The organism is Paraburkholderia sp. Ac-20340 (assembly GCF_017104965.1).
Classification (GTDB): Bacteria; Pseudomonadota; Gammaproteobacteria; order Burkholderiales; family Burkholderiaceae; genus Paraburkholderia.
In genome coordinates this window covers 1-20,073 of record NZ_JAAGPR010000045.1, presented here as the reverse complement: position 1 = coordinate 20,073, position 20,073 = coordinate 1, and the positions used below count along the sequence as shown (strand labels likewise).

At 65.3% G+C, this 20,073-nt stretch carries 17 protein-coding genes and 1 riboswitch; of the genes, 3 read left to right on the top strand and 14 right to left on the bottom strand.

Annotated elements, in window-relative coordinates; all coding sequences use genetic code 11:
* Window positions 1-61 precede the first annotated feature (61 nt).
* The 10 genes from G3N59_RS33570 to G3N59_RS33525 form a co-directional block, all read right to left on the bottom strand.
* A complete protein-coding gene (locus G3N59_RS33570; protein WP_205987143.1) occupies window positions 62-334 on the bottom strand; it encodes an STAS domain-containing protein in 273 nt (90 codons plus the stop codon).
* Window positions 331-963: an ABC transporter substrate-binding protein gene (locus G3N59_RS33565; protein WP_205987142.1), complete on the bottom strand. Its 633-nt coding sequence runs from the start codon at window positions 961-963 to the stop codon at window positions 331-333. Before G3N59_RS33565 ends, G3N59_RS33570 begins: the two co-directional genes overlap by 4 nt.
* A gap of 176 nt (window positions 964-1,139) precedes the next feature.
* On the bottom strand, window positions 1,140-2,126 hold the full coding sequence (locus G3N59_RS33560) for a VacJ family lipoprotein (RefSeq protein WP_205987141.1): 987 nt from the start codon (window positions 2,124-2,126) through the stop codon (window positions 1,140-1,142).
* Window positions 2,127-2,137: 11 nt separating this feature from the next.
* Window positions 2,138-2,743, bottom strand: coding sequence for an outer membrane lipid asymmetry maintenance protein MlaD (gene mlaD / locus G3N59_RS33555; protein ID WP_205987140.1), 606 nt, complete (start codon window positions 2,741-2,743; stop codon window positions 2,138-2,140).
* A gap of 96 nt (window positions 2,744-2,839) precedes the next feature.
* Window positions 2,840-3,616 carry a lipid asymmetry maintenance ABC transporter permease subunit MlaE gene (gene mlaE, locus G3N59_RS33550; RefSeq protein ID WP_205987139.1) on the bottom strand — a complete coding sequence of 259 codons (777 nt, stop codon included), beginning with the start codon at window positions 3,614-3,616 and terminating at the stop codon, window positions 2,840-2,842.
* Window positions 3,613-4,452, bottom strand: a complete 840-nt coding sequence (locus G3N59_RS33545; RefSeq protein WP_205987138.1) for an ABC transporter ATP-binding protein — start codon at window positions 4,450-4,452, stop codon at window positions 3,613-3,615. The genes mlaE and G3N59_RS33545 overlap by 4 nt, the downstream gene beginning before the upstream one ends.
* Window positions 4,453-4,614: 162 nt before the next feature.
* Entirely contained in the window at window positions 4,615-5,727 is a 1,113-nt protein-coding gene (thiE, locus tag G3N59_RS33540) for a thiamine phosphate synthase (protein WP_205987137.1), read from the bottom strand.
* Entirely contained in the window at window positions 5,727-6,539 is an 813-nt protein-coding gene (locus tag G3N59_RS33535) for a thiazole synthase (protein ID WP_205987136.1), read from the bottom strand. The genes thiE and G3N59_RS33535 overlap by 1 nt, the downstream gene beginning before the upstream one ends.
* 55 nt (window positions 6,540-6,594) lie before the next feature.
* Window positions 6,595-6,792, bottom strand: coding sequence for a sulfur carrier protein ThiS (gene thiS / locus G3N59_RS33530; RefSeq protein ID WP_205987135.1), 198 nt, complete (start codon window positions 6,790-6,792; stop codon window positions 6,595-6,597).
* Window positions 6,793-6,886: 94 nt separating this feature from the next.
* On the bottom strand, window positions 6,887-8,020 hold the full coding sequence (locus G3N59_RS33525; protein ID WP_205987134.1) for an FAD-dependent oxidoreductase: 1,134 nt from the start codon (window positions 8,018-8,020) through the stop codon (window positions 6,887-6,889).
* Between the two features lie 289 nt (window positions 8,021-8,309).
* A riboswitch (TPP riboswitch) is annotated at window positions 8,310-8,423 on the bottom strand.
* A 282-nt stretch (window positions 8,424-8,705) separates the two neighbouring features.
* Here G3N59_RS33525 and G3N59_RS33520 point away from each other — a divergent pair.
* From G3N59_RS33520 to G3N59_RS33510, 3 genes are all read left to right on the top strand, one after another.
* A complete protein-coding gene (locus G3N59_RS33520; RefSeq protein ID WP_205987133.1) occupies window positions 8,706-10,463 on the top strand; it encodes an ABC transporter ATP-binding protein/permease in 1,758 nt (585 codons plus the stop codon).
* Window positions 10,464-10,768: 305 nt separating this feature from the next.
* On the top strand, window positions 10,769-10,909 hold the full coding sequence (locus tag G3N59_RS33515) for a hypothetical protein (RefSeq protein ID WP_205987132.1): 141 nt from the start codon (window positions 10,769-10,771) through the stop codon (window positions 10,907-10,909).
* A 129-nt stretch (window positions 10,910-11,038) separates the two neighbouring features.
* A complete protein-coding gene (locus G3N59_RS33510) occupies window positions 11,039-12,445 on the top strand; it encodes a D-amino acid dehydrogenase (RefSeq protein WP_346777977.1) in 1,407 nt (468 codons plus the stop codon).
* Window positions 12,446-12,492: 47 nt separating this feature from the next.
* On the opposite strand, the gene thpR is transcribed toward G3N59_RS33510, so the two are convergent.
* The 4 genes from thpR to G3N59_RS33490 form a co-directional block, all read right to left on the bottom strand.
* Window positions 12,493-13,062: an RNA 2',3'-cyclic phosphodiesterase gene (gene thpR / locus G3N59_RS33505; protein ID WP_241024717.1), complete on the bottom strand. Its 570-nt coding sequence runs from the start codon at window positions 13,060-13,062 to the stop codon at window positions 12,493-12,495.
* A gap of 180 nt (window positions 13,063-13,242) precedes the next feature.
* The gene (locus tag G3N59_RS33500) at window positions 13,243-14,709 is read right to left on the bottom strand and encodes a glutamate synthase subunit beta (RefSeq protein ID WP_205987129.1); all 1,467 of its coding nucleotides are present in this window, start codon (window positions 14,707-14,709) and stop codon (window positions 13,243-13,245) included.
* Between the two features lie 101 nt (window positions 14,710-14,810).
* Window positions 14,811-19,511: a glutamate synthase-related protein gene (locus tag G3N59_RS33495; RefSeq protein WP_205987128.1), complete on the bottom strand. Its 4,701-nt coding sequence runs from the start codon at window positions 19,509-19,511 to the stop codon at window positions 14,811-14,813.
* Window positions 19,512-19,810: 299 nt separating this feature from the next.
* Window positions 19,811-20,073: hypothetical protein (locus G3N59_RS33490; protein ID WP_205987127.1), on the bottom strand; the 263-nt coding region annotated here is incomplete at its 5' end.

The window sequence follows — 20,073 nt, the reverse complement described above, 5'->3', positions numbered from 1 at the left end:
TGCGCCGGTTTGCGCGCGCCTGATGCCGATTAAAGCGGATCACGCGCGAGACCGGCGCGCGTCAATGTCGCTCGTGCAGGAGCGTATCGACGCCATAGGCGCGCGCGAGAGCCGCGAGCGCGGTGGGCAGATTGAGAACGCTGAGCGTGGCGCCGCGTTCACGCGCGGCGCGTTGCCACGCGATCAGTACGGCAAGCGCCGACGAATCGAATTGCTTGAGCGGCGCGCAATCGACGGCGGTCACGCCCGCCTTGATCTGCGCGAGACCCGCCGAGAGCGCGGCATTCGCGCTCTCGTGGGTCAGCGTGGCGCCGATGGCGAAGCCCTCGTTCACGAAGCGGCCTTGCCGGCGGCGAGTTGCTGGTTACGCTGCGTCAGGAACGAGATCAGGCCTTGCACACCGCCCTGCTGGATCTTTTCCTGGAACTGCTGCTGGTAAGCCTGGATCAGCCATGCGCCGAGCACGTTGATGTCATACACGCGCCAGCCTTGCGGCGTCTTGTAGAGACGGTAGTCGAGCTCGATCGGCTGGCCGTTGTTCAGCACCGTCGAACGGACCACGACATCGGTATCGTCCGGGTTGGCGCGGAACGGCTTGTATTCGATCTGCTGGTCGCGAACCTGAGCCAGCGCGCCCGAGTACGTGCGGATCAGCAGCATCTTGAACTGCTCGATGACCTGTTGCTGCTGGTCCGGCGTGGCGGCGCGCCAGTTGCGGCCCATCGCCAGTTGCGTCGTGCGGCGGAAGTCGGTGTACGGCAGGATCTTCTCGTTCACGAGTTGCGTGATCTTCGAGATGTCGCCCGACTGGATCGACTTGTCGCCCTTGATCTGATCCATGACCTGCTGCGTGATCGTCTTGATCATCGCGTCAGGGTTGCTGGTGTCCACCGTCTGCGCGGATGCCGAACCGGCAAACGCAAAAAACATGGCAAAAATCGGAAACAGAAAGAATTTTTTCATATCGAGTCCTGCAAGATGGGGAGATACGCCCCGTTGGACGCCAAAGATAGCACGCGAGTTCTATCGCACCGAGTCAATAAGTGCCAGGAAACTGCGACAAGCGTATCGATCTGTTACGTCAGACGTGGGACGCCGGCGCGCACGGCCGCCTGGGCCGCGCCGCGCCGGGCTTCTGATTAATGCAGGCGCAGCAGACCCGGATAGCCGATGCGCGCCGGCGGGATCATCTGATCGCCGGGAACGCTGGTCGCCGAAGCGCCTGCCGGCACCGCCGCAGCCGATGCGCCGTTCGGGCTGGCCGGCGACATGCTGGCCGCCGTAGGCGTTGCAGCACGCGCAGTGCCCGAAGCGGGCACCGCAGCCGTCGCGCCCGAAGCCGGAGCAGCCGCGCCAGCCGCAGGCGCAGCACCGTCATCCGGCTCGCCGTAGTTCGGCGGCGGCGCGCCGTCACCGTAATCGGGCAGGCTCGACTGCGACGCGTGGCCATCCGAAAGCTGATAGCGGCGGCGCTGCAGATAGGTGTTGCGCACGAACGAATACTTGTCGATGGCCGCGCCTTCGAGCAGGTCGCTCGCACCCAGCAGGTTCGCACGCGTGCTGACGACGTTCAGGCCGTAGAGGCCCCACGAAAGCGCCGCCGGATCGACATAGCTGACCGGATTGATGAAGTAGTTGCCGACAAGACCCACACCGTCACGCACCGTGCTCGGCCCGAACAGCGGCAGCACGAGATACGGGCCGGCCGGCACGCCGTAGTGACCGAGCGTCAGGCCGAAGTCCTGATTGTGCTTGGGCAGCTTGGCGAGCGTCGCCACGTCGAACAGACCGCCCACGCCGAAGACCGTGTTGATCACGATCCGCATGATGTCTTCGACACCATCGGTGATCTTCAGCTGCAGGAAGTTATTGGCCGCGTTGTAGACATCGCCGATATTGGCGAAGAAGTTCGTCACGCTGTCACGCACCGGCTGCGGCGTGACCTTCACGTAACCCTTCGCGACCGGCTTGAGCGCGTACTGGTCCACCTTGTCGTTGAAGGTGTAGACCGTGCGGTTGAAGCCTTCCCACGGATCGTCCTTCGACGGCGTCTGCACCGTCGAGCATGCCGTCAGCGCGAGCGCCGCGACGCCGATCGTGATGGCGCGCATGCGTGTGGTGATCATCTTTATTCTCCTTATTGGGCCGCCGCGCCGGAGCCTGCCTGCGCTGGCGCCGGGGCGGGAGCGGCATTCTCGCCGCCCGCTGCCCCACCGGCCGCCCCGTTCGCGGCCCCGCTGCCTGCGCTGCTACCCGCGCTGCTGCCAGATTTCGCGGCGCCCGAATCGGCCGCCTTGCTGTACAGGAACTGACTGATCAGATTCTCGAGCACGATCGCCGACTGCGTCATCGCAATCGTGTCGCCGTTCTTGAGCATGTCGGTGTCGCCGCCCGGCTCCAGCCCGATGTACTGCTCGCCGAGCAGACCCGACGTCAGGATCTTCGCCGACGTGTCCTTCGGGAACGGGTACTGCTGGTCCAGGTTGAGCGTCACGAGCGCCTGATAGGTGTTGGTATCGAAGCCGATCGACGCCACGCGGCCCACCGTCACGCCCGCGCTCTTGACGGGCGCGCGCGGCTTGAGACCGCCGATGTTGTCGAATTTGAGCTTCACGGTGTAGGTCTGCTGGAACGAGAGCGAGCTCATATTGCCGGCCTTCAGCGCGAGAAACAGCAGCGCAACGAAGCCCAGCACCACGAACAGGCCGACCCAGAAGTCGAGAGCAGTCTTTTTCATCGTCATCCCAATGAGAATCCGTTGCGGCGGCGCCCCAAGGCGCCTGCCGCGTGGCCCTGACGCGCCGCCTGAAGAGGACCGGCGCGCCGCGGGCCGAAGCCTTTAGCTGAACATCAGCGCGGTAAGCAGGAAGTCGAGGCCGAGCACCGCAAGCGATGCGTACACGACGGTCTTGGTGGTTGCGCGCGACACGCCTTCGGGCGTGGGCTTCGCTTCGTAACCCTGGTACAGCGCGGTGAACGTCACGGCAAAGCCGAACACGATGCTCTTGATCACGCCGTTGCCCACGTCGGTCCAGACATCGACGCCGCCCTGCATCTGCGACCAGAACGCGCCGGAATCCACGCCGATCAGCAGCACGCCCACCACATAGCCGCCCAGAATGCCGACCGCGCTGAAGATGGCCGCCAGAATGGGCATGGCGACCACGCCCGCCCACATGCGCGGCGCCACCACGATGCGCACGGGGTCGACCGCCATCATTTCCATGGCCGTCAGTTGCTCGCCCGCCTTCATCAAGCCGATTTCAGCGGTAAGCGACGTGCCCGCGCGGCCCGCGAACAGCAGCGCCGTGACCACCGGACCGAGTTCGCGCACCAGCGACAGCGCCACCAGCAGACCGAGCGCCTGCTCCGAACCATAACGGTTGAGCGTGTAATAACCCTGCAGACCCAGCACGAAGCCGACAAACAGCCCCGACACCGCAATGATCAGCAGCGAATAATTACCGACGAAGTGGATCTGCTTCGTGACAAGACGCGGACGGCGCAGCAGCGGGAAAAATTCCAGCACGAGGCGCACGAAGAAACGCGTGGCGTGGCCCGCGCGCGTAATCGAGTCGAGCACGCCGCGCCCGACCGAACTGATAGCGCCGATCATGAGCGGCCTCCGCCAATGCCGAAGTCCGCATCGAGCGGCACATTCGTCGGGTAATGAAAGCGGAACGGACCGTCCGGCGCGCCGTCGATGAACTGGCGCACGATCGGATCGGTCGAGGCGCGCAGCTCAGCCGGTGTGCCTTGCGCCTGCACTTTGCCGTTCGCGACGAAATACACGTAATCGGCGATGGCGAACGACTCCGGCACGTCATGCGTGACAAGGATGGACGTCGCGCCCAGCGCGTCGTTCAGCGTGCGGATGAGGTTCGCGGTAATGCCGAGGGAAATCGGGTCGAGCCCGGCGAAAGGCTCGTCGTACATCATGAGTTGCGGATCGAGCGCGATCGCGCGCGCAAGCGCCACGCGGCGCGCCATGCCGCCCGAAATCTCCGACGGCGCGAGATCGCGCGCGCCGCGCAGACCCACGGCGTTGAGCTTCATGAGCACGAGGTCGCAGATCAGTTCTTCGGGGAGATCGGTGTGTTCGCGCAGGGCGAAGGCCACGTTGTCGAACACCGACATATCCGTGAACAGCGCGCCGAACTGGAACAGCATGCCCATTTTGCGGCGCAGCGCGTAGAGGCCTTCGCGCGTCTGCGCGCCGACGTCCTGGCCCTGAAATAGCACCTGGCCGCGCTGCGCGCGCACCAGTCCGCCGATCAGGCGCAGCACCGTAGTCTTGCCGCCGCCCGAGCCGCCCATGACCGCGACCACCTGACCGCGGCCAAAGCGCATGTTCAGTCCGGACAGGACGAGCCGGTCGCTATAGCCGAAGTCGACGTCGCGCAGCTCCAGAAGGGTCTCAGAGGATGAGGGCACGTAAGCTGACAAGTCCATTTACACGAAGGCGGGATTATAGGGCCATCGTGAAATTGATGCCGCGATGCGCCCATGACCGTTTCTTGACGCAGCAGCGCCGTAGGACGCCTGCTGCCGCTCATTCCCCGCCGCTTCGCGCCCCGATTCTGTCGAGGAACGAAGCGCGGCGAGGCCGGGGCATTATTGCGTAAACGCTTTGCGCAGCGCAGCAACGGCGGCAGCCGGTTCGGCCGCCTCGGTGACGGCGCGCACGACCGCCGCACTGCCCGCGCCGGTGGCGAGCACTTCCGGCAGGACGGCACCGTCGATGCCGCCGATCGCGACCATCGGCACCACGCCTTCGAGCAGTTGCACGTAGCGCTTGAGGCGCTTCATGCCTTGCGGGGCCGTGGGCATTTCCTTGGTCGTGGTGGCGAACACCGCGCCGCACGCGATGTAGCTCGGGCGGAAGTGCAGCGCCGTGAGCATTTCGAAGTAACCGTGCGTGGACAGGCCGAGGCGAATGCCCGATGCCGCCAGCGCGTGCAGATCGGCTTCGCGCAGATCTTCCTGGCCGAGGTGGACGCCGTAAGCGCCCGCCGCCATCGCCGCCTGCCAGTGATCGTTGATGAACAGTTGCGCATCGTGCTTGCGACCAGCCGCGACGCAGCGCTCGATCTCGTGCGTGAGTTCCGCCGAGGCCGTCTTCTTGCTGCGCAACTGCACGGTCTTCACGCCGAAGTCGAGCACGCGCTCGACCCAGTCGGCGCTCGGCAGCACGGGGTACAGGCCGAGCTTTTGCGGGCAGGTCGCGAACGGGCGCGCAGGCGCGTCCGGCAGGCCCAGCACGCGCGGGAAGCGCGCGATATCGACGGGCCAGGCGTCGTCTTTCTGTTCATCGCCGTCACGCCAGGCGAGCGCCAGCACGAGCGCGTCGTGCGGATCGAAACCGCAGTCGAGGAAAGCCGCCAGCGCGGCAATCCAGTCTTCGGCCAGCGAGCCTTGCAGCGCGTAGCGCTCGCCGCCCAGATGCAGCGTCACGAGCGCGGCGGCAGGATCGTCGCCTTTCGCCTCGATCACGCCCGCGCCTTCGGTCATCCAGCGCGCGATGTTTTCCAGATGCGGCGCGGCATCGGTCACGACGATCAGATCGCCGCCGTTGGGCGCGTCCGGCGGCGTGAGGCACAGGCGCCACGGCGCGTGCGTCGCCGGCCAGTCGCCCAGCTTCGCGCGGATGCCTTCGGCGGTTTCGGCGAGTTCATCGGCCGGCGGCCAGAACAGTTCGCGGTCTTTCAGTTTCAACGTATTGGTCATTACTTGCCTCCATCCTGGTGCCAGAACGGCATGCCGACGACCGGCGTGCTCGCCACCGCGGCTTCGCGTTCGGCCATCGGCCCGGCGAGATACGCCGTGCGGCCCGCTTCCACGCCCAGCGCGAAGGCGCGCGCCATCGCTTCCGGGTGCGTCGCCTGCGCCACGGCCGTATTGAGCAGCACGCCGTCGAAGCCCCACTCCATTACCTGCGCCGCGTGCGACGGCAGGCCCAGACCCGCATCGACGATCAGCGGCACGTCGGGCAGACGCTCGCGCAGCACGCGCAGGCCGTAGGGATTGATCACGCCCTTGCCGGTGCCGATGGGCGCGCCCCACGGCATCAGCGCTTCGCAACCGGCGTCGAGCAGGCGGCGGCCGATCACGAGGTCTTCGGTGCAATACGGCAGCACCTTGAAGCCGTCTTTCACGAGACGTGCGGCCGCTTCGATCAGGCCGACCGGATCGGGCTGCAGCGTGTAGTCATCGCCGATCAGTTCGAGCTTGATCCAGTCGGTGTCGAAGACTTCGCGCGCCATGTGGGCCGTGGTCACGGCTTCGTTGACGGTCAGGCAGCCGGCCGTGTTCGGCAGCAGCGGCACGCCATGGCGCTTGAGCAGATCGAAGAAGCCGGCTTCGGCCGTGCCGTCGTTCATCTGGCGGCGCAGCGCGACGGTGATCATGCCGGGGCGCGCGGCTTGCATCGAATCCGACAGCGATTGCAGCGACGGATAGCGCGAGGTGCCGAGCAGCACGCGGCTCTGGAAGGTTTCGCCGTAGAGCGTGAGCGCGTCGGCGGTGTGTTGGGTGGTCATGGCGTGTATTCCTTGGCGTGTGGCGTGGGCGGATCGTCTGGCGCGAGCCGTGCGATCAGCCGCCGGCCACCGGGCTCACGACGTCGAGGCGGTCGCCCGCCGACAGCGTGCGCGCGCCATGCTGGCCGCGCGCGACGAAATCGCCATTCACGGCGACCGCGAACGGCGGCTGCGCGCCAAATGCGGCAAGCGCATCGGCGACGGTCGCGCCCTCGGGCAGCGTGAGCGGCTTCTGGTTGATCTGGATGTCCATGGCGAATCTTTCACTAGCCGTGTAACGGCGTCTGACTACGGTTGAATCGTGCGAGGCAGCAAGCAGCGCGCCCCGATGTATGTGTTCGCGGCGCTCAGGCGTGCGCGGGCGCGGCTTTGCTGTGCTGGGACTGCGCGATGTGCAGCATCGAGGCCCAGCGCGATCCGGCGCGCAGCGCTTCGAAGGCGTCGGCATCGGCGACATGGCCCGCCAGCATGGCTTCGGCCACGCGCACGGCTTCGTCGGCGACAGCGGGCGCGATCATGAAACCGTGGCGATACAGGCCGTTCACGCGCAGCGTCGCGGCACCGTCCCAGAACAACGCGGGGCGATGGTCGGGCAACGTCGGGCGGCACTGCGAGTTGAGTTCGAGGATGCGCGCCTCGCCGAACGCCGGATGCACGGCGAACGCCGCGCTCAGCAGTTCGAGCGCCGAACGCACGCTGACCGGCGAGCGGTCCTCGCCTTCGATTTCGGTCGCGCCGATCACATAGAGATCGTTCTGCTTGGGCGCGATATAGAGCGGATAGCGCGGATGCAGCAGGCGCACCGGCCGCGTCAGGCCGATGCCCGGCGCGTGCACGCGCGCCACTTCCCCGCGAATGCCGCGCAGCGCGGGCAGCGCGGGCTTGGCGCCCAGACCGCGGCAATCGATCGTCACGCGCGCGGGCGGCAGGTTGGCGTCATCGACGCTCGTGTTCCAGTGCGTCTGCACGCCGCGTTGCGCGAGGCCCGCAGCGAGTGCGGCCAGCGCCTGGCGGTTATCGAGCTGGCCTTCGCCGTCGAGCAGCCAGCCGCGCGCGAAACGCCCGGCGAGCGCCGGTTCGGCGGCGTCGAGTTGCGCGCCTTGCAGCGTCGTGAAGTGGGCATCGGCGAGTTCGCGCGGCGCGTTGGCGCGCACGCGGCGCTCGAACAGCGGCGCTTCGGTGCGATCGGCGTGATGCCAGACCACGAGCGTGCCGTTGCGCTGGAAGAAGACGGGTTCGGGCAGTTCGGCCAGGATTTGCGGCCAGGTGTCGAGCGAGGCGACGCCCAGTTCTGTGATCAGCAATTCGGCGACGGCCGCTTCCGCGAGCGGCGCCAGCATGGCGGCCGCGACCCACGCGGCGGCTTCCCCGCCTTCGGGTCCGCCGCGCTCGTAGAGCGCCACGCGATGGCCTGCGCCCGCAAGACGCCAGGCGACCAGACGCCCGCTCAGCCCGCCGCCGAGAACGGCGAAATCGGGCATAGCCGGTGCGGACGCGCGTGCGCCGGAAACCAGGGAGCGATCGGAATGTAAGTTAGAAGCGGCGGTCATCGTATCCTTTCCGTACGGCAAGAAGCATGCGTACCCAAGGACGAAACCGGCTGGCAAAGCCGGCCGTGCAACCGCGATGGAGCGCGATGAGGTGTATCGAACGCGCTGCGCCGCGAAGATTGCCCGGCGGGAATCTGGACGCCCGAATAAATCGTTTTCAACCGACGAATAACGTGGCCGCTGCATGGGCCTGCGTGGATCGGCTGAAAAATAGCGCCAGCAAGACTTTCCGGAAACTTCCCGCGCCGGTATTACCCGGATCGGGTGCGAAGGGTCTCTCTCAGCCTCACTGTGGCATGCCCGGCATACCGGTGAAGCACCCCTGTTTCGTCAACGGCCATTAGACCACAAAAGCCGCGCGCGCCGCAAACCGCCGGGGCAGGCGCACAATCACCGCTCTGGCACAATGCGCTGAGCCGGCGCGAGTGCCGGATCGCATTGCGCAGCAAGGCCTCAAGGGTCGAGATTGCTGCACGGTTAAGACTCGTTTAAGCGCTGCGGGACAGAATCCCAGCGCTGTTGAGCAACACGCGCACGGCAGCATGCCACCGCATCACACCAGCGATGGCGGGCATCGTCGATTCCGGCCGCGGGCCGGTACAACATCAGGACGCACATGACCAACTCCACTCCCCGCGCCACGCCGGATCAGAACGAGCATCACAAGATCACGGCCTGGAGCCTGATCAAGCCCTACTGGGTCTCCGAGGAACGCTGGATCGCATGGAGCCTGCTCGTCGCGATCATCGTGATGAATCTGCTCGTCGTGTGGATCAACGTGCGGCTCAATAGCTGGAACGCGGACTTCTACAACGCGCTGCAGAACAAGGACGTCAAGCAGTTCCCGCATCTGCTGATGATCTTCACCGTGCTCGCGTTCGGCTTCATCATCCTCGCGGTGTACGGGCGCTATCTGCGCCAGATGCTCGGCTTCCGCTGGCGCCAGTGGCTCACCACGCGCTTTCTGAACGAGTGGCTCGGCCAGGGCGCGTTCTACCGCATCGAGCGCGACCGTCTCGCCGATAACCCCGACCAGCGGATCAGCGACGACCTGCAGTCGTTCGCCACCACCACGCTGTCGCTCACGCTCGATCTGCTTTCGACGGTCGTCACGCTGGTGTCGTTCATCACGATCCTGTGGTCGCTCGCCGGCGCACTGACTTTCTCGCTGGGCGCCACGCCCATCACGATTCCCGGCTACATGGTCTGGGCCGCCGCGCTCTACGCCGTGTTCGGTTCGCTCGTGATCCAGAAGGTCGGCCATCCGCTCGTGTCGATCAACTATCAGCAACAGAAGGTGGAAGCGGACTTCCGCTTCGGCCTGATCCGCCTGCGCGAAAACGCCGAGCAGATCGCGCTGTACGACGGCATGAACACCGAGCGCGGCAACGCCCAGGGCCTGTTCTCGCACATCCGCGAGAACTGGTGGCGCGTGATGAAGTACACCAAGCGCCTCACCTTCGTGCTGAGCTTCTACGGCCAGATCGCCATCATTTTCCCGCTCGTGGTGGCCGCGCCGCGCTACTTCGCGGGCGCCTTCACCTTCGGCGTGCTGATGCAGATTTCGCAGGCCTTCGGCACCGTGAGCGATTCGTTCTCGTGGTTCATCAACAGTTACGCGACCCTCGTCGAGTGGCGCGCTACCGTGAACCGTCTGCGCGAATTCGTGCGCGTGGTGCATTCGCCGCGTCTGAAAGAAACCGTCTCGCCGGCCACGGAACACGGCGGCATCAACCTGCATTTCGTCGATGCGAGCCAGCTCAGCACGGAACATCTGAAGCTTGCGCTGCCCAACGGCAAGCCGCTTTCGGAAGTGCGCGACATCGCCATCAAGCCGGGTTCGCGCTGGCTCGTGCGCGGTCCGTCGGGCGCGGGCAAGAGCACGCTGATGCGCGCGCTCGCGGGTCTCTGGCCGTTCGGCGAAGGCTCGATCGACGCGCCGGTGGATGCGCGCATGATGTTCATCCCGCAGCAAAGCTATCTACCGATCGGCTCGCTCAAGGCGGCGCTCACCTACCCCTCGCCCGCCGACGATTACAGCGACGAAGACTGCCGCGAAGCGCTGCGCGCCTGCCGCCTGGAAGAATACGCAGAGCGTCTGGGCGAGTCCGCGCACTGGTCGCGCGTGCTCTCGCCGGGCGAACAGCAACGCCTCGCCGGCGCGCGCGTGCTGCTGCACAAGCCCGACTATCTGTTCCTCGACGAAGCGACCAGCGCGCTCGATCCCGATAACGAAGGGCGTCTGTACAAGCTCTTCGTCGAGCGTCTGCCGAAGGCGGCGATCGTGAGCGTCGCGCATCGCGAATCGCTTTCGGCGTATCACCACGAAACGCTCGAAATCGAGCGCTCGCCGGAAGAGCGCGTCGCCGCGTGATCGATACGTAAGTGGAGCGCCCGGCGCTCCTGCGAAAACCCCGTTTGCGCTCAACCCCACGCGGTTGAGCGCAAGCAGCGAGCGACACGCGTTCGCTCGCGATCCAGCTTCCCTCCCCGGCCCGCACGCGGCCACGGCGTTCGCCGACACCCCGCTTTCAACGCCCCTCGCCTCGACGGCGCATCGCACCGTAAAATAGCCGTCATTCTGACGGACGTCGCATCGCGCGCTGTCAGACAAAGATCGGCCACCCACCGCCCCACCGGTCGTGGCCCGCACAACAAACGAGGGGGAGACGAAGCGCGATGCGCTCATTCCAATGGTTCAGTAGACTGAACAACCACGAGCGCCGCCTGCTCGACGCCGGTTCCGGCGGCGATGCCGTGGCCGCGTTCGACGCCAGAAAGCAAGCGGCACAGTGGCCGGCGCGGGTTATCTGCTCGTGATCGTTGCCGCACTGTGCCTGCCCGAAACTAAAGGCAAGGTGCTGGAGCCCGCCAGCGACAAAAACCGCCTGCCTGCGCCCGCTAAACCTTCTGCCGATTCCACTGCACAATGAGTCTGAACGTGCTGCAATATCGTCTGTCCCCAATGCAACCACGGCTCCGACCGCTACGTCCGGCATGAAAACGATCGTCCTCGGCGCCGGTGTTATCGGTGTCGCCACTGCTTATTATTTGAGCGAACGAGGCTGCGACGTCACGGTCATCGAGCGCGAGCCTGGTGTCGCGCTCGGCACGAGCTTCGGCAACGCGGGCGTGATCGCGCCGGGCTACGTTACGCCGTGGGCGGCGCCGGGCATGCCGGGCAAGCTCATCCAATATCTGCTCAAGCCCACTTCGCCGCTGATCTTCCGGCCTGCGCTCGACACCGCGCAGTGGCGCTGGATCGCGCGCTGGCTGCGCGAATGCGACCTTGCGCGTTTTCGCGTCAACAAGCAGCGCATGCAGCGCATCGCGTACTACAGCCGAGAATGTCTGCACGCGTTTCGCGCGCAGCATGCGTTCGAGTACGGACGCAGCCAGGGCTATCTGCAACTCTTTCGCAGCGACTACGACGTCGAACTCGCGCAACCGGCGCTGGCCGTGCTGCGCGACGCGGGCATCGCCTGGCGCGAACTGGATGCCGCGGCCTGCGCGCAGGTCGAACCGGGCCTCGCGTGGTCGCGCACGAAACCCGTCGCCGGCATCTATCTGCCCGACGACGAAGCCGGCGACTGCGCCCGTTTCACACGCGAGTTGCGCGCCGTGTGCGAGAGCAAGGGCGTGAAGTTCGTCTTCGATACCGAAGTGCTCGCGCTCGAAGCCGCGGGCGGCAAGATCACGGGCGTGCGCGTGCGGCCCGTGCCGGGACGCGAGGCGCGCAATCGCCGCGAGCAGCGCCGCGCGCCCGCCGAAGTGCTGCGCCCGGCCGATCTCAGCGAACCGGCGGCCAATGCCGCGCCGCAGACGCTCGCCGCAGACTCCGTGGTGGTCGCGCTGGGCGTGGAAAGCGCCGCGCTGGTCGCACCGCTGGGCGTGCGCGTGCCGCTGTATCCGGTGAAGGGCTATTCGGCCACGCTGCCGGTCGTCGACGAACAAAAAGCGCCGCGCGCCGCGCTCATGGACGAGTCGCTCAAGACCGCGATCACGCGCTTCGGGCCATATCTGCGCGTGGCGGGCACGGCGGAACTCGGCAACCATCGCACGACGCTGCGCGAGCAGGCCTTGCAGACGCTGATGAAAGTGCTCGACGACTGGTTCCCGCATGCGGCGACGCCTTCGTCGGCGCAATTCTGGGTCGGACGCCGCCCGATGGTGCCGGACGGCGCGCCGCTGCTGGGCACGTCGGGCGTCGACGGTTTATGGCTCAACGTCGGCCACGGCTCGACGGGCTGGGCGATGTCGATGGGCTCGGGCCGCGTGATCGCCGATCTCGTCACGCAGCGCGCGCCGGAAATCGATCTGGATGGGCTGACTTTGGCGCGATATCGACGGCAATGAGCGACGTCAATGAGCGGCGCCAATAAGCGGCGGCAATCAGCCAAGCTTTAGAGCGCCACGCTCGCCAGCGCCTCATACTTCGCGCCCTGCTTCGCGAGCGTGCTCGAATACAGCACGAGCGACGTGAACCTCAGCGGCGGCAAGCTGTCGCCCGACATAACCGGCGGCGCGCCGCGCGCATCGCGGGTGAAGCGCGCGATCGTCACATGCGGACGAAACGCGCGCGCATCGAGCGGCAAACCCACTTCGCCCATCGACGAACGCACTCCCCAGTCGAGCGCCGTGAACGCATCGGACATCGCGAGCACCGCCACCATCAGGCGCGGCTGCGCGCGGCCTGGCCAGCATTCGATCTGCGTGACGGATGCCGCCGGAAACGGCGAGGCCAGCGACGCCGCCTGCTGCGCGAGCCGCCCGGCCAGCGCCTCGCCCTGCGCGAACGACATCGCGCCAATGAACGTCACGGTCAGATGCAATTGCGCAGTCGGCACGCGTCGCGCGTTGGGCGGCACGTCGAGCGCGGCGAGTGCGTCGCGCGTTGGCGCATCGGGCGCGAGCGCGATGAAACAGCGCTTCCACTGATCGCTTTGCTGCACGTTTTCGCGGGCTCCGGACATGATCGCGAGCCTTGAATCGTCAGGCAATCGGGTCATGGTACGCCGCTCGCCCGACGCAGCGACGTAAAAAGCCCGACGTAAAAAAGCCGGGTCATCCTTGCGGATGCCCGGCTTCTCAAGCAAGTGTCTCCTGCCGTCTCCCATGCGTTCCGCCGCAACCGGCGGGACGCACAAGAAAACTTAGCGCGGCAGTTCGGTGCTGCCCATCAGGAACGCGTCGACGGAGCGCGCGCATTGACGGCCTTCACGGATCGCCCACACGACGAGCGACTGGCCACGGCGCATGTCGCCTGCCGTGAACACCTTGTCCACCGACGTGTAGTACGCCTTGTCGCCTTCGGTCGCGGCGCGCACGTTGCCGCGCGCATCCTTGTCGACGCCGAACGCTTCCAGCACCGGCGAAACCGGCTGCGTGAAGCCCATCGCCAGCAGCACCAGATCGGCCTTCATTTCGAATTCCGAATCCGGCACTTCGACCATCTTGCCGTCCTTCCACTCGACGCGCGCGGCGATCAGCTTCTCGACCTTGCCGTTCTTGCCTTCGAGGCGCTTGGTCGCGACTGCCCAGTCACGCGAGCAGCCTTCTTCGTGCGACGACGAGGTGCGCAGCTTGACCGGCCAGTACGGCCACACGAGCGGCTTGTTCTCTTCTTCCGGCGGTTGCGGCAGCAGTTCGAACTGCGTGACGTTCTTCGCGCCGTGACGGTTCGAGGTGCCGACGCAGTCGGAACCCGTATCGCCGCCGCCGATCACGACCACGTGCTTGCCCTTGGCCAGCAGCTGGTTCGGCAGCTTGTCGCCGGCGTTGACCTTGTTCTGCTGCGGCAGGAAGTCCATGGCGTAGTACACGCCTTCGAGTTCGCGGCCCGGCACCGGCAGGTCGCGCGGCGTTTCCGAACCGCCCGCGATCACCACGGCGTCGAACTGTTCCTTCAGCTCGTCCGGCGAAATGGTTTCCTTGGCCGTGTTGCCGATGTACGCCGGCAGTTCACCCTTGCCGATGAACACGTTGGTGCGGAACGTCACGCCTTCGGCTTCCATCTGGCGCATGCGGCGGTCGATCAGCCACTTTTCCAGCTTGAAGTCGGGGATGCCGTAACGCAGCAGGCCGCCGATGCGATCGTTCTTTTCGAACACGGTCACGTCATGACCGGCGCGCGCGAGTTGCTGCGCCGTGGCCAGACCCGCAGGACCCGAACCGACGACGGCAACCTTCTTGCCCGTCTTGTGCTTCGCGACTTGCGGCGCGACCCAGCCTTCGGCCCAGGCCTTGTCGATGATCGCGTGCTCGATCGACTTGATGCCGACCGGATCGTTGTTGATGCCGAGCGTACACGCCGCTTCGCAGGGCGCCGGGCAGATACGGCCCGTGAACTCGGGGAAGTTGTTGGTCGAGTGCAGGACTTCGATCGCGTTCTTCCAGTCCTGGCGGAACACGAGGTCGTTGAAGTCCGGAATGATGTTGTTGACCGGGCAGCCGTTGTTGCAGAACGGGATGCCGCAGTCCATGCAGCGTGCGCCCTGGACCTTCGCGTCGGCGTCGGAGAGCGCCGCGACGAATTCCTTGTAGTGCTTCACGCGCGTGAGCGGTGCTTCGTACGCCTCATGCTGGCGCTCGAACTCGAGAAAACCGGTTGCCTTACCCATGTGGCTCTCGTCTATCTAATCTATTCAGTGAGGGGGACCGCGCCCGCCGCTGCATCACTAAAGTGCGCAGCGGGCGCTTCGTCTTGGAGTCGTCTCGACGCTTAAGCGGCCAGTACTTCCTGGTTCGCCTTCTTCGCGCCGATTTCGCCCAGTGCGCGCTTGTATTCCGTCGGGAACACCTTCACGAACTGGCGGCGTGCCGCATCCCAGTTTTCCAGCAGCGCCTTCGCACGCGGCGAGCCGGTGAACTGGAAGTGACGCTCGACGAGTCCCTTGAGCAGCGCTTCGTCGGTCTGGCCTGCGTGCCACAGCGTGCGGTCGACCGTGCGTTCCTGTTCGGCCTGTTGCAGCACCGGATCGAGCGTGACCATCGACTTGTTGCACTTGCCGGCGAAGGTGCCTTCCGGGTCGTACACGTAGGCGATACCGCCCGACATGCCCGCCGCGAAGTTACGGCCCGTTTCGCCGAGCACCACCACCGTGCCGCCCGTCATGTATTCGCAGCCGTGGTCGCCCGTGCCTTCGACGATCGCCGTCGCGCCCGAGTTACGCACCGCGAAACGCTCGCCCGCCACGCCGCGCAGGAAGGCTTCGCCTTCGAGTGCGCCGTACATCACCGTGTTGCCGCAGATGATGTTCTCTTCGGACTTGCCGCGGAAGTCGTTGGTCGGACGGATGATGATGCGGCCACCCGACAGGCCCTTGCCCACGTAGTCGTTACCGTCGCCCACGAGGTCCAGCGTGATGCCGCGTGCGAGGAACGCGCCGAAGCTCTGACCCGCCGTGCCCTTGAGCTGGATGTGGATCGAATCTTCCGGCAGACCGTCGTGGCCGTACTTCTTCGCGACCATGCCCGAGAGCATCGCGCCGACCGTACGGTTGACGTTGCGCACCGGCTGGATGAACGAGACGTGCTCGCCCTTGTCGATCGCGGCCTTCGCCTTCTCGATCAGCGTGTGATCGAGCGCGCGGTCCAGACCGTGGTCCTGCGTGTCGACGTGCTTGCGTGCCACGTCTTCGCCAACCAGCGGCTGGTAGAACACGCGCGAGAAGTCCAGACCCTTGGCCTTCCAGTGTTCCACGCCACGGCGCGTGTCGAGCAGATCCGCGCGGCCGACCAGATCGTCGAACTTGCGGATACCCAGTTGCGCCATGATTTCGCGCACTTCTTCAGCGATGAAGAAGAAGAAGTTGACGACGTGCTCGGGCTGGCCCGAGAACTTCGCGCGCAGCACCGGATCTTGCGTCGCAACGCCGACCGGGCAGGTGTTCAGATGGCACTTGCGCATCATGATGCAGCCCTGCACGACGAGCGGCGCCGTCGCAAAGCCGAATTCGTCCGCGCCGAGCAGCGCACCGATCACCACGTCGCGGCCGGTCTTCATCTGACCGTCGGCCTGCACGCGGATACGGCCGCGCAGCTGGTTCAGCACCAGGGTCTGCTGCGTTTCCGCCAGACCCAGTTCCCACGGCGTGCCTGCGTGCTTGAGCGACGAGAGCGGCGATGCGCCCGTGCCGCCGTCGTGACCGGCGATCACGACGTGGTCGGCCTTGGCCTTCGCCACGCCGGCTGCCACCGTGCCCACGCCCACTTCCGACACCAGCTTCACCGAGATCGACGAAACCGGGTTCACGTTCTTCAGATCGTGAATCAGCTGTGCCAGATCTTCGATCGAGTAGATGTCGTGGTGCGGCGGCGGCGAAATGAGGCCCACGCCCGGCACCGAGTAACGCAGCTTGCCGATGTACTCCGAAACCTTGTGGCCCGGCAGCTGACCGCCTTCGCCCGGCTTCGCGCCCTGCGCCATCTTGATCTGGATCTGGTCAGCCGACGACAGATACTCCGCCGACACGCCGAAACGGCCCGACGCGACCTGCTTGATCTTCGAACGCAGCGAGTCGCCGTCCTTCAGCGGGATGTCCTTGATGACTTCCTCACCGATGATCGAACGCATCGTGTCGCCGTTCTTGATCGGAATGCCGCGCAGCTCGTTGCGATAACGCTTCTCGTCTTCGCCGCCTTCACCCGTGTTCGACTTGCCGCCGATACGGTTCATCGCGACAGCCAGCGTGGCGTGCGCTTCCGTGCTGATCGAGCCGAGCGACATCGCGCCAGTCGCAAAGCGCTTGACGATTTCCTTGGCCGGTTCGACGTCGTCGATCGAGATCGCGCTCGACGGGTTGATGCGGAACTCGAACAGACCGCGGAAGGTCATGTGACGCTTCGTCTGATCGTTGATCAGGTGCGCGTATTCCTTGTACGTCTGGTACGAGTTGCTGCGTGCCGAGTGCTGGAGCTTGGCGATCGCGTCCGGCGTCCACATGTGGTCTTCGCCGCGCACGCGGAACGCGTACTCGCCGCCTGCGTCGAGCATGTTGGCGAGAACCGGGTTGTCGCCGAATGCGTCGTGGTGCAGACGGATCGCTTCTTCCGCCACTTCGAACAGGCCGATACCGCCGACCTTCGACGCCGTGCCCTTGAAGTACTTGGCGATGAGGTCGTCAGCCAGACCGACGGCTTCGAAAATCTGCGCGCCCGTGTACGACATGTACGTGGAGATGCCCATCTTCGACATCACCTTGAGCAGGCCCTTGCCCACTGCCTTGGTGAAGTTGTAGACAGCCTTGTCCGCCGACAGGTCGCCCTTCAGGCCCTGCGCCATCTGCGCGAGCGATTCCATCGCGAGGTACGGGTGCACGGCTTCTGCGCCGAAGCCCGCGAGCAGCGCGAAGTGGTGCGTTTCACGCGCCGAACCCGTTTCCACGACCAGACCCGTGCTCGTGCGCAGACCGTGCTGGACGAGGTGCGAGTGGATCGCCGAGGTGGCGAGCAGCGCCGGAATCGCCACATTGTCGCGGTCGGCCTTGCGGTCCGACACGATCAGGATGTTGTAGCCCGACTTCACCGCATCGACGGCTTCCGCGCACAGCGACGCCAGACGCGCTTCGATACCTTCCTTGCCCCAGGCCACCGGATAGCAGATGTTCAGCTCGTAGCTGCTGAACTTGCCGCCCGTGTACTGCTCGATCGCGCGGATCTTCGCGATGTCCTTGAAGTCGAGCACCGGCTGCGACACTTCGAGACGCATCGGCGGGTTGATGTTGTTGGTGTCGAGCAGGTTCGGCTTCGGGCCGATGAACGACACGAGCGACATCACCATGTTTTCGCGGATCGGGTCGATCGGCGGGTTGGTGACTTGCGCGAACAGCTGCTTGAAGTAGTTGTAGAGCGTCTTGTTCTTGTTGGACATGACCGCCAGCGGCGAGTCGTTGCCCATCGAACCGACGGCCTCTTCACCCGACATCGCCATCGGCGCCATCAGGAACTTCAGGTCTTCCTGCGTGTAGCCGAACGCCTGCTGACGGTCGAGCAGCACAGCGGCTTCAGCGCGCGCGGTCGCGACGTCTTCCGCCTTCGGCTCGATCTCGTCGAGCTTGATGCGCACGGCGTCGATCCAGCTCTTGTACGGCTTGGCGTTGGCGAGGTTGTCCTTCAGTTCCTTGTCGTCGATGATGCGACCGTGTTCCATGTCGATCAGGAACATCTTGCCCGGCTGCAGACGCCACTTCTTGACGATCTTGGATTCGGGGATCGGCAGCGTGCCGGCTTCCGACGCCATGATGACCAGGTCGTCGTCCGTGACGATGTAGCGCGCCGGACGCAGACCGTTACGGTCGAGCGTCGCGCCGATCTGGCGGCCGTCGGTGAAGGCGATCGCTGCGGGGCCGTCCCACGGCTCCATCATCGCTGCGTGGTATTCGTAGAACGCCTTGCGGTTCTCGTCCATCAGCGTGTGCTGTTCCCAGGCTTCCGGGATCATCATCATCATCGCGTGGACGAGCGGGTAGCCTGCCATCACCAGCAGTTCGAGACAGTTGTCGAACGATGCCGTGTCCGACTGGCCCGGGTAGATCAGCGGCCAGAGCTTGGGCAGGTCGTCGCCCAGCACGTGCGAGGCGATCGCGCCGGTACGGGCGTTCAGCCAGTTCACGTTGCCCTTCACGGTGTTGATTTCACCGTTGTGGGCGATCATGCGGTACGGGTGAGCCAGTTCCCACGCCGGGAACGTGTTCGTGGAGAAGCGCTGGTGCACGAGCGCCAGCGCCGAAACCACGCGCTCGTCCTGCAGGTCGCGGTAGTACACGCCAACCTGACCTGCGAGCAGCAGACCCTTGTAGACAATCGTGCGCGCCGAGCACGACGGCACGAAGTATTCCTTGCCGTGCTTGAGCTTGAGCGCCTGAATGCGGTGGCTTGCGGTCTTGCGGATGATGTACAGCTTGCGCTCGAGCGCGTCCGTCACCATCACGTCCTTGCCGCGGCCGATGAAGATCTGGCGGATCAGCGGCTCGCTGGCCTTGACCGTGGGCGAGATCGGCATCGTGTGGTCGACCGGCACATCGCGCCAGCCCAGCACGACCTGGCCTTCTGCACGCACCGTGCGCTCGAGTTCCTGCTCGCAGGCGAGACGCGAAGCGTGTTCCTTCGGCAGGAAGACCATGCCGACGCCGTACTCGCCGAACGGCGGCAGCGTCACGCCCTGACGAGCCATTTCTTCGCGATAGAACGCGTCCGGAATCTGGATCAGGATGCCCGCGCCGTCGCCCATCAGCGGATCGGCGCCGACGGCGCCCCGGTGGTCGAGGTTTTCGAGAATCTTCAGGCCTTGCTGAATGATTTCGTGGCTCTTCTTGCCCTTGATGTGGGCGACGAAGCCGACGCCACAAGCGTCGTGTTCGTTTTGCGGGTCATACAGACCTTGCGCGGCGGGCACCGCGGCGCGCTGCAGGTGATCGTTCATGGGGACACCGTCCAAGAGGGGCCGGGGGATGGCCGTTGATTCCGTACTTTGTTTTCCCGCCGCTTGCGTGACCGCTGTACGGCGTTGCGCGGGCGATGCTGGCTTCCCGCGTTGTGCGTCCAGGAGAGCCGAAAGGCGAATATACGCGACGAATCAAGGGCATGCAAATAAATGTGCATGTTTAGACCCCAATTATCGTCATGGTGCATTGCGGTGCTTTTTTATTGGGGCCGCATCAAAATCGGGCAAATAAAAACGGCACCCGAAGATGCCGTTTTATCTCGTAAGTATCTGATTAGTCACGCAGTCAGTGCGTACCGGTGCCGGGTTTGTGCTCGTGATGGCCCGATGTCGATCCCGAACCGCCGCTCGACCCCGAACCCGGCGAACCCGCAGAATGGCCGCTCGAACCACCCGTATTTGCCCCTGGCGTTGCGCTGGAAGAACGCACCGCACGCGCCGCGCGCTGCCGCGCCGCACTCGACAAGATGGCCGCCGCCTATCGTGAAGCCAAGGTCGACGTCGCCATCATTCTGGGCAAGGACCAGAAGGAAATCTTCAC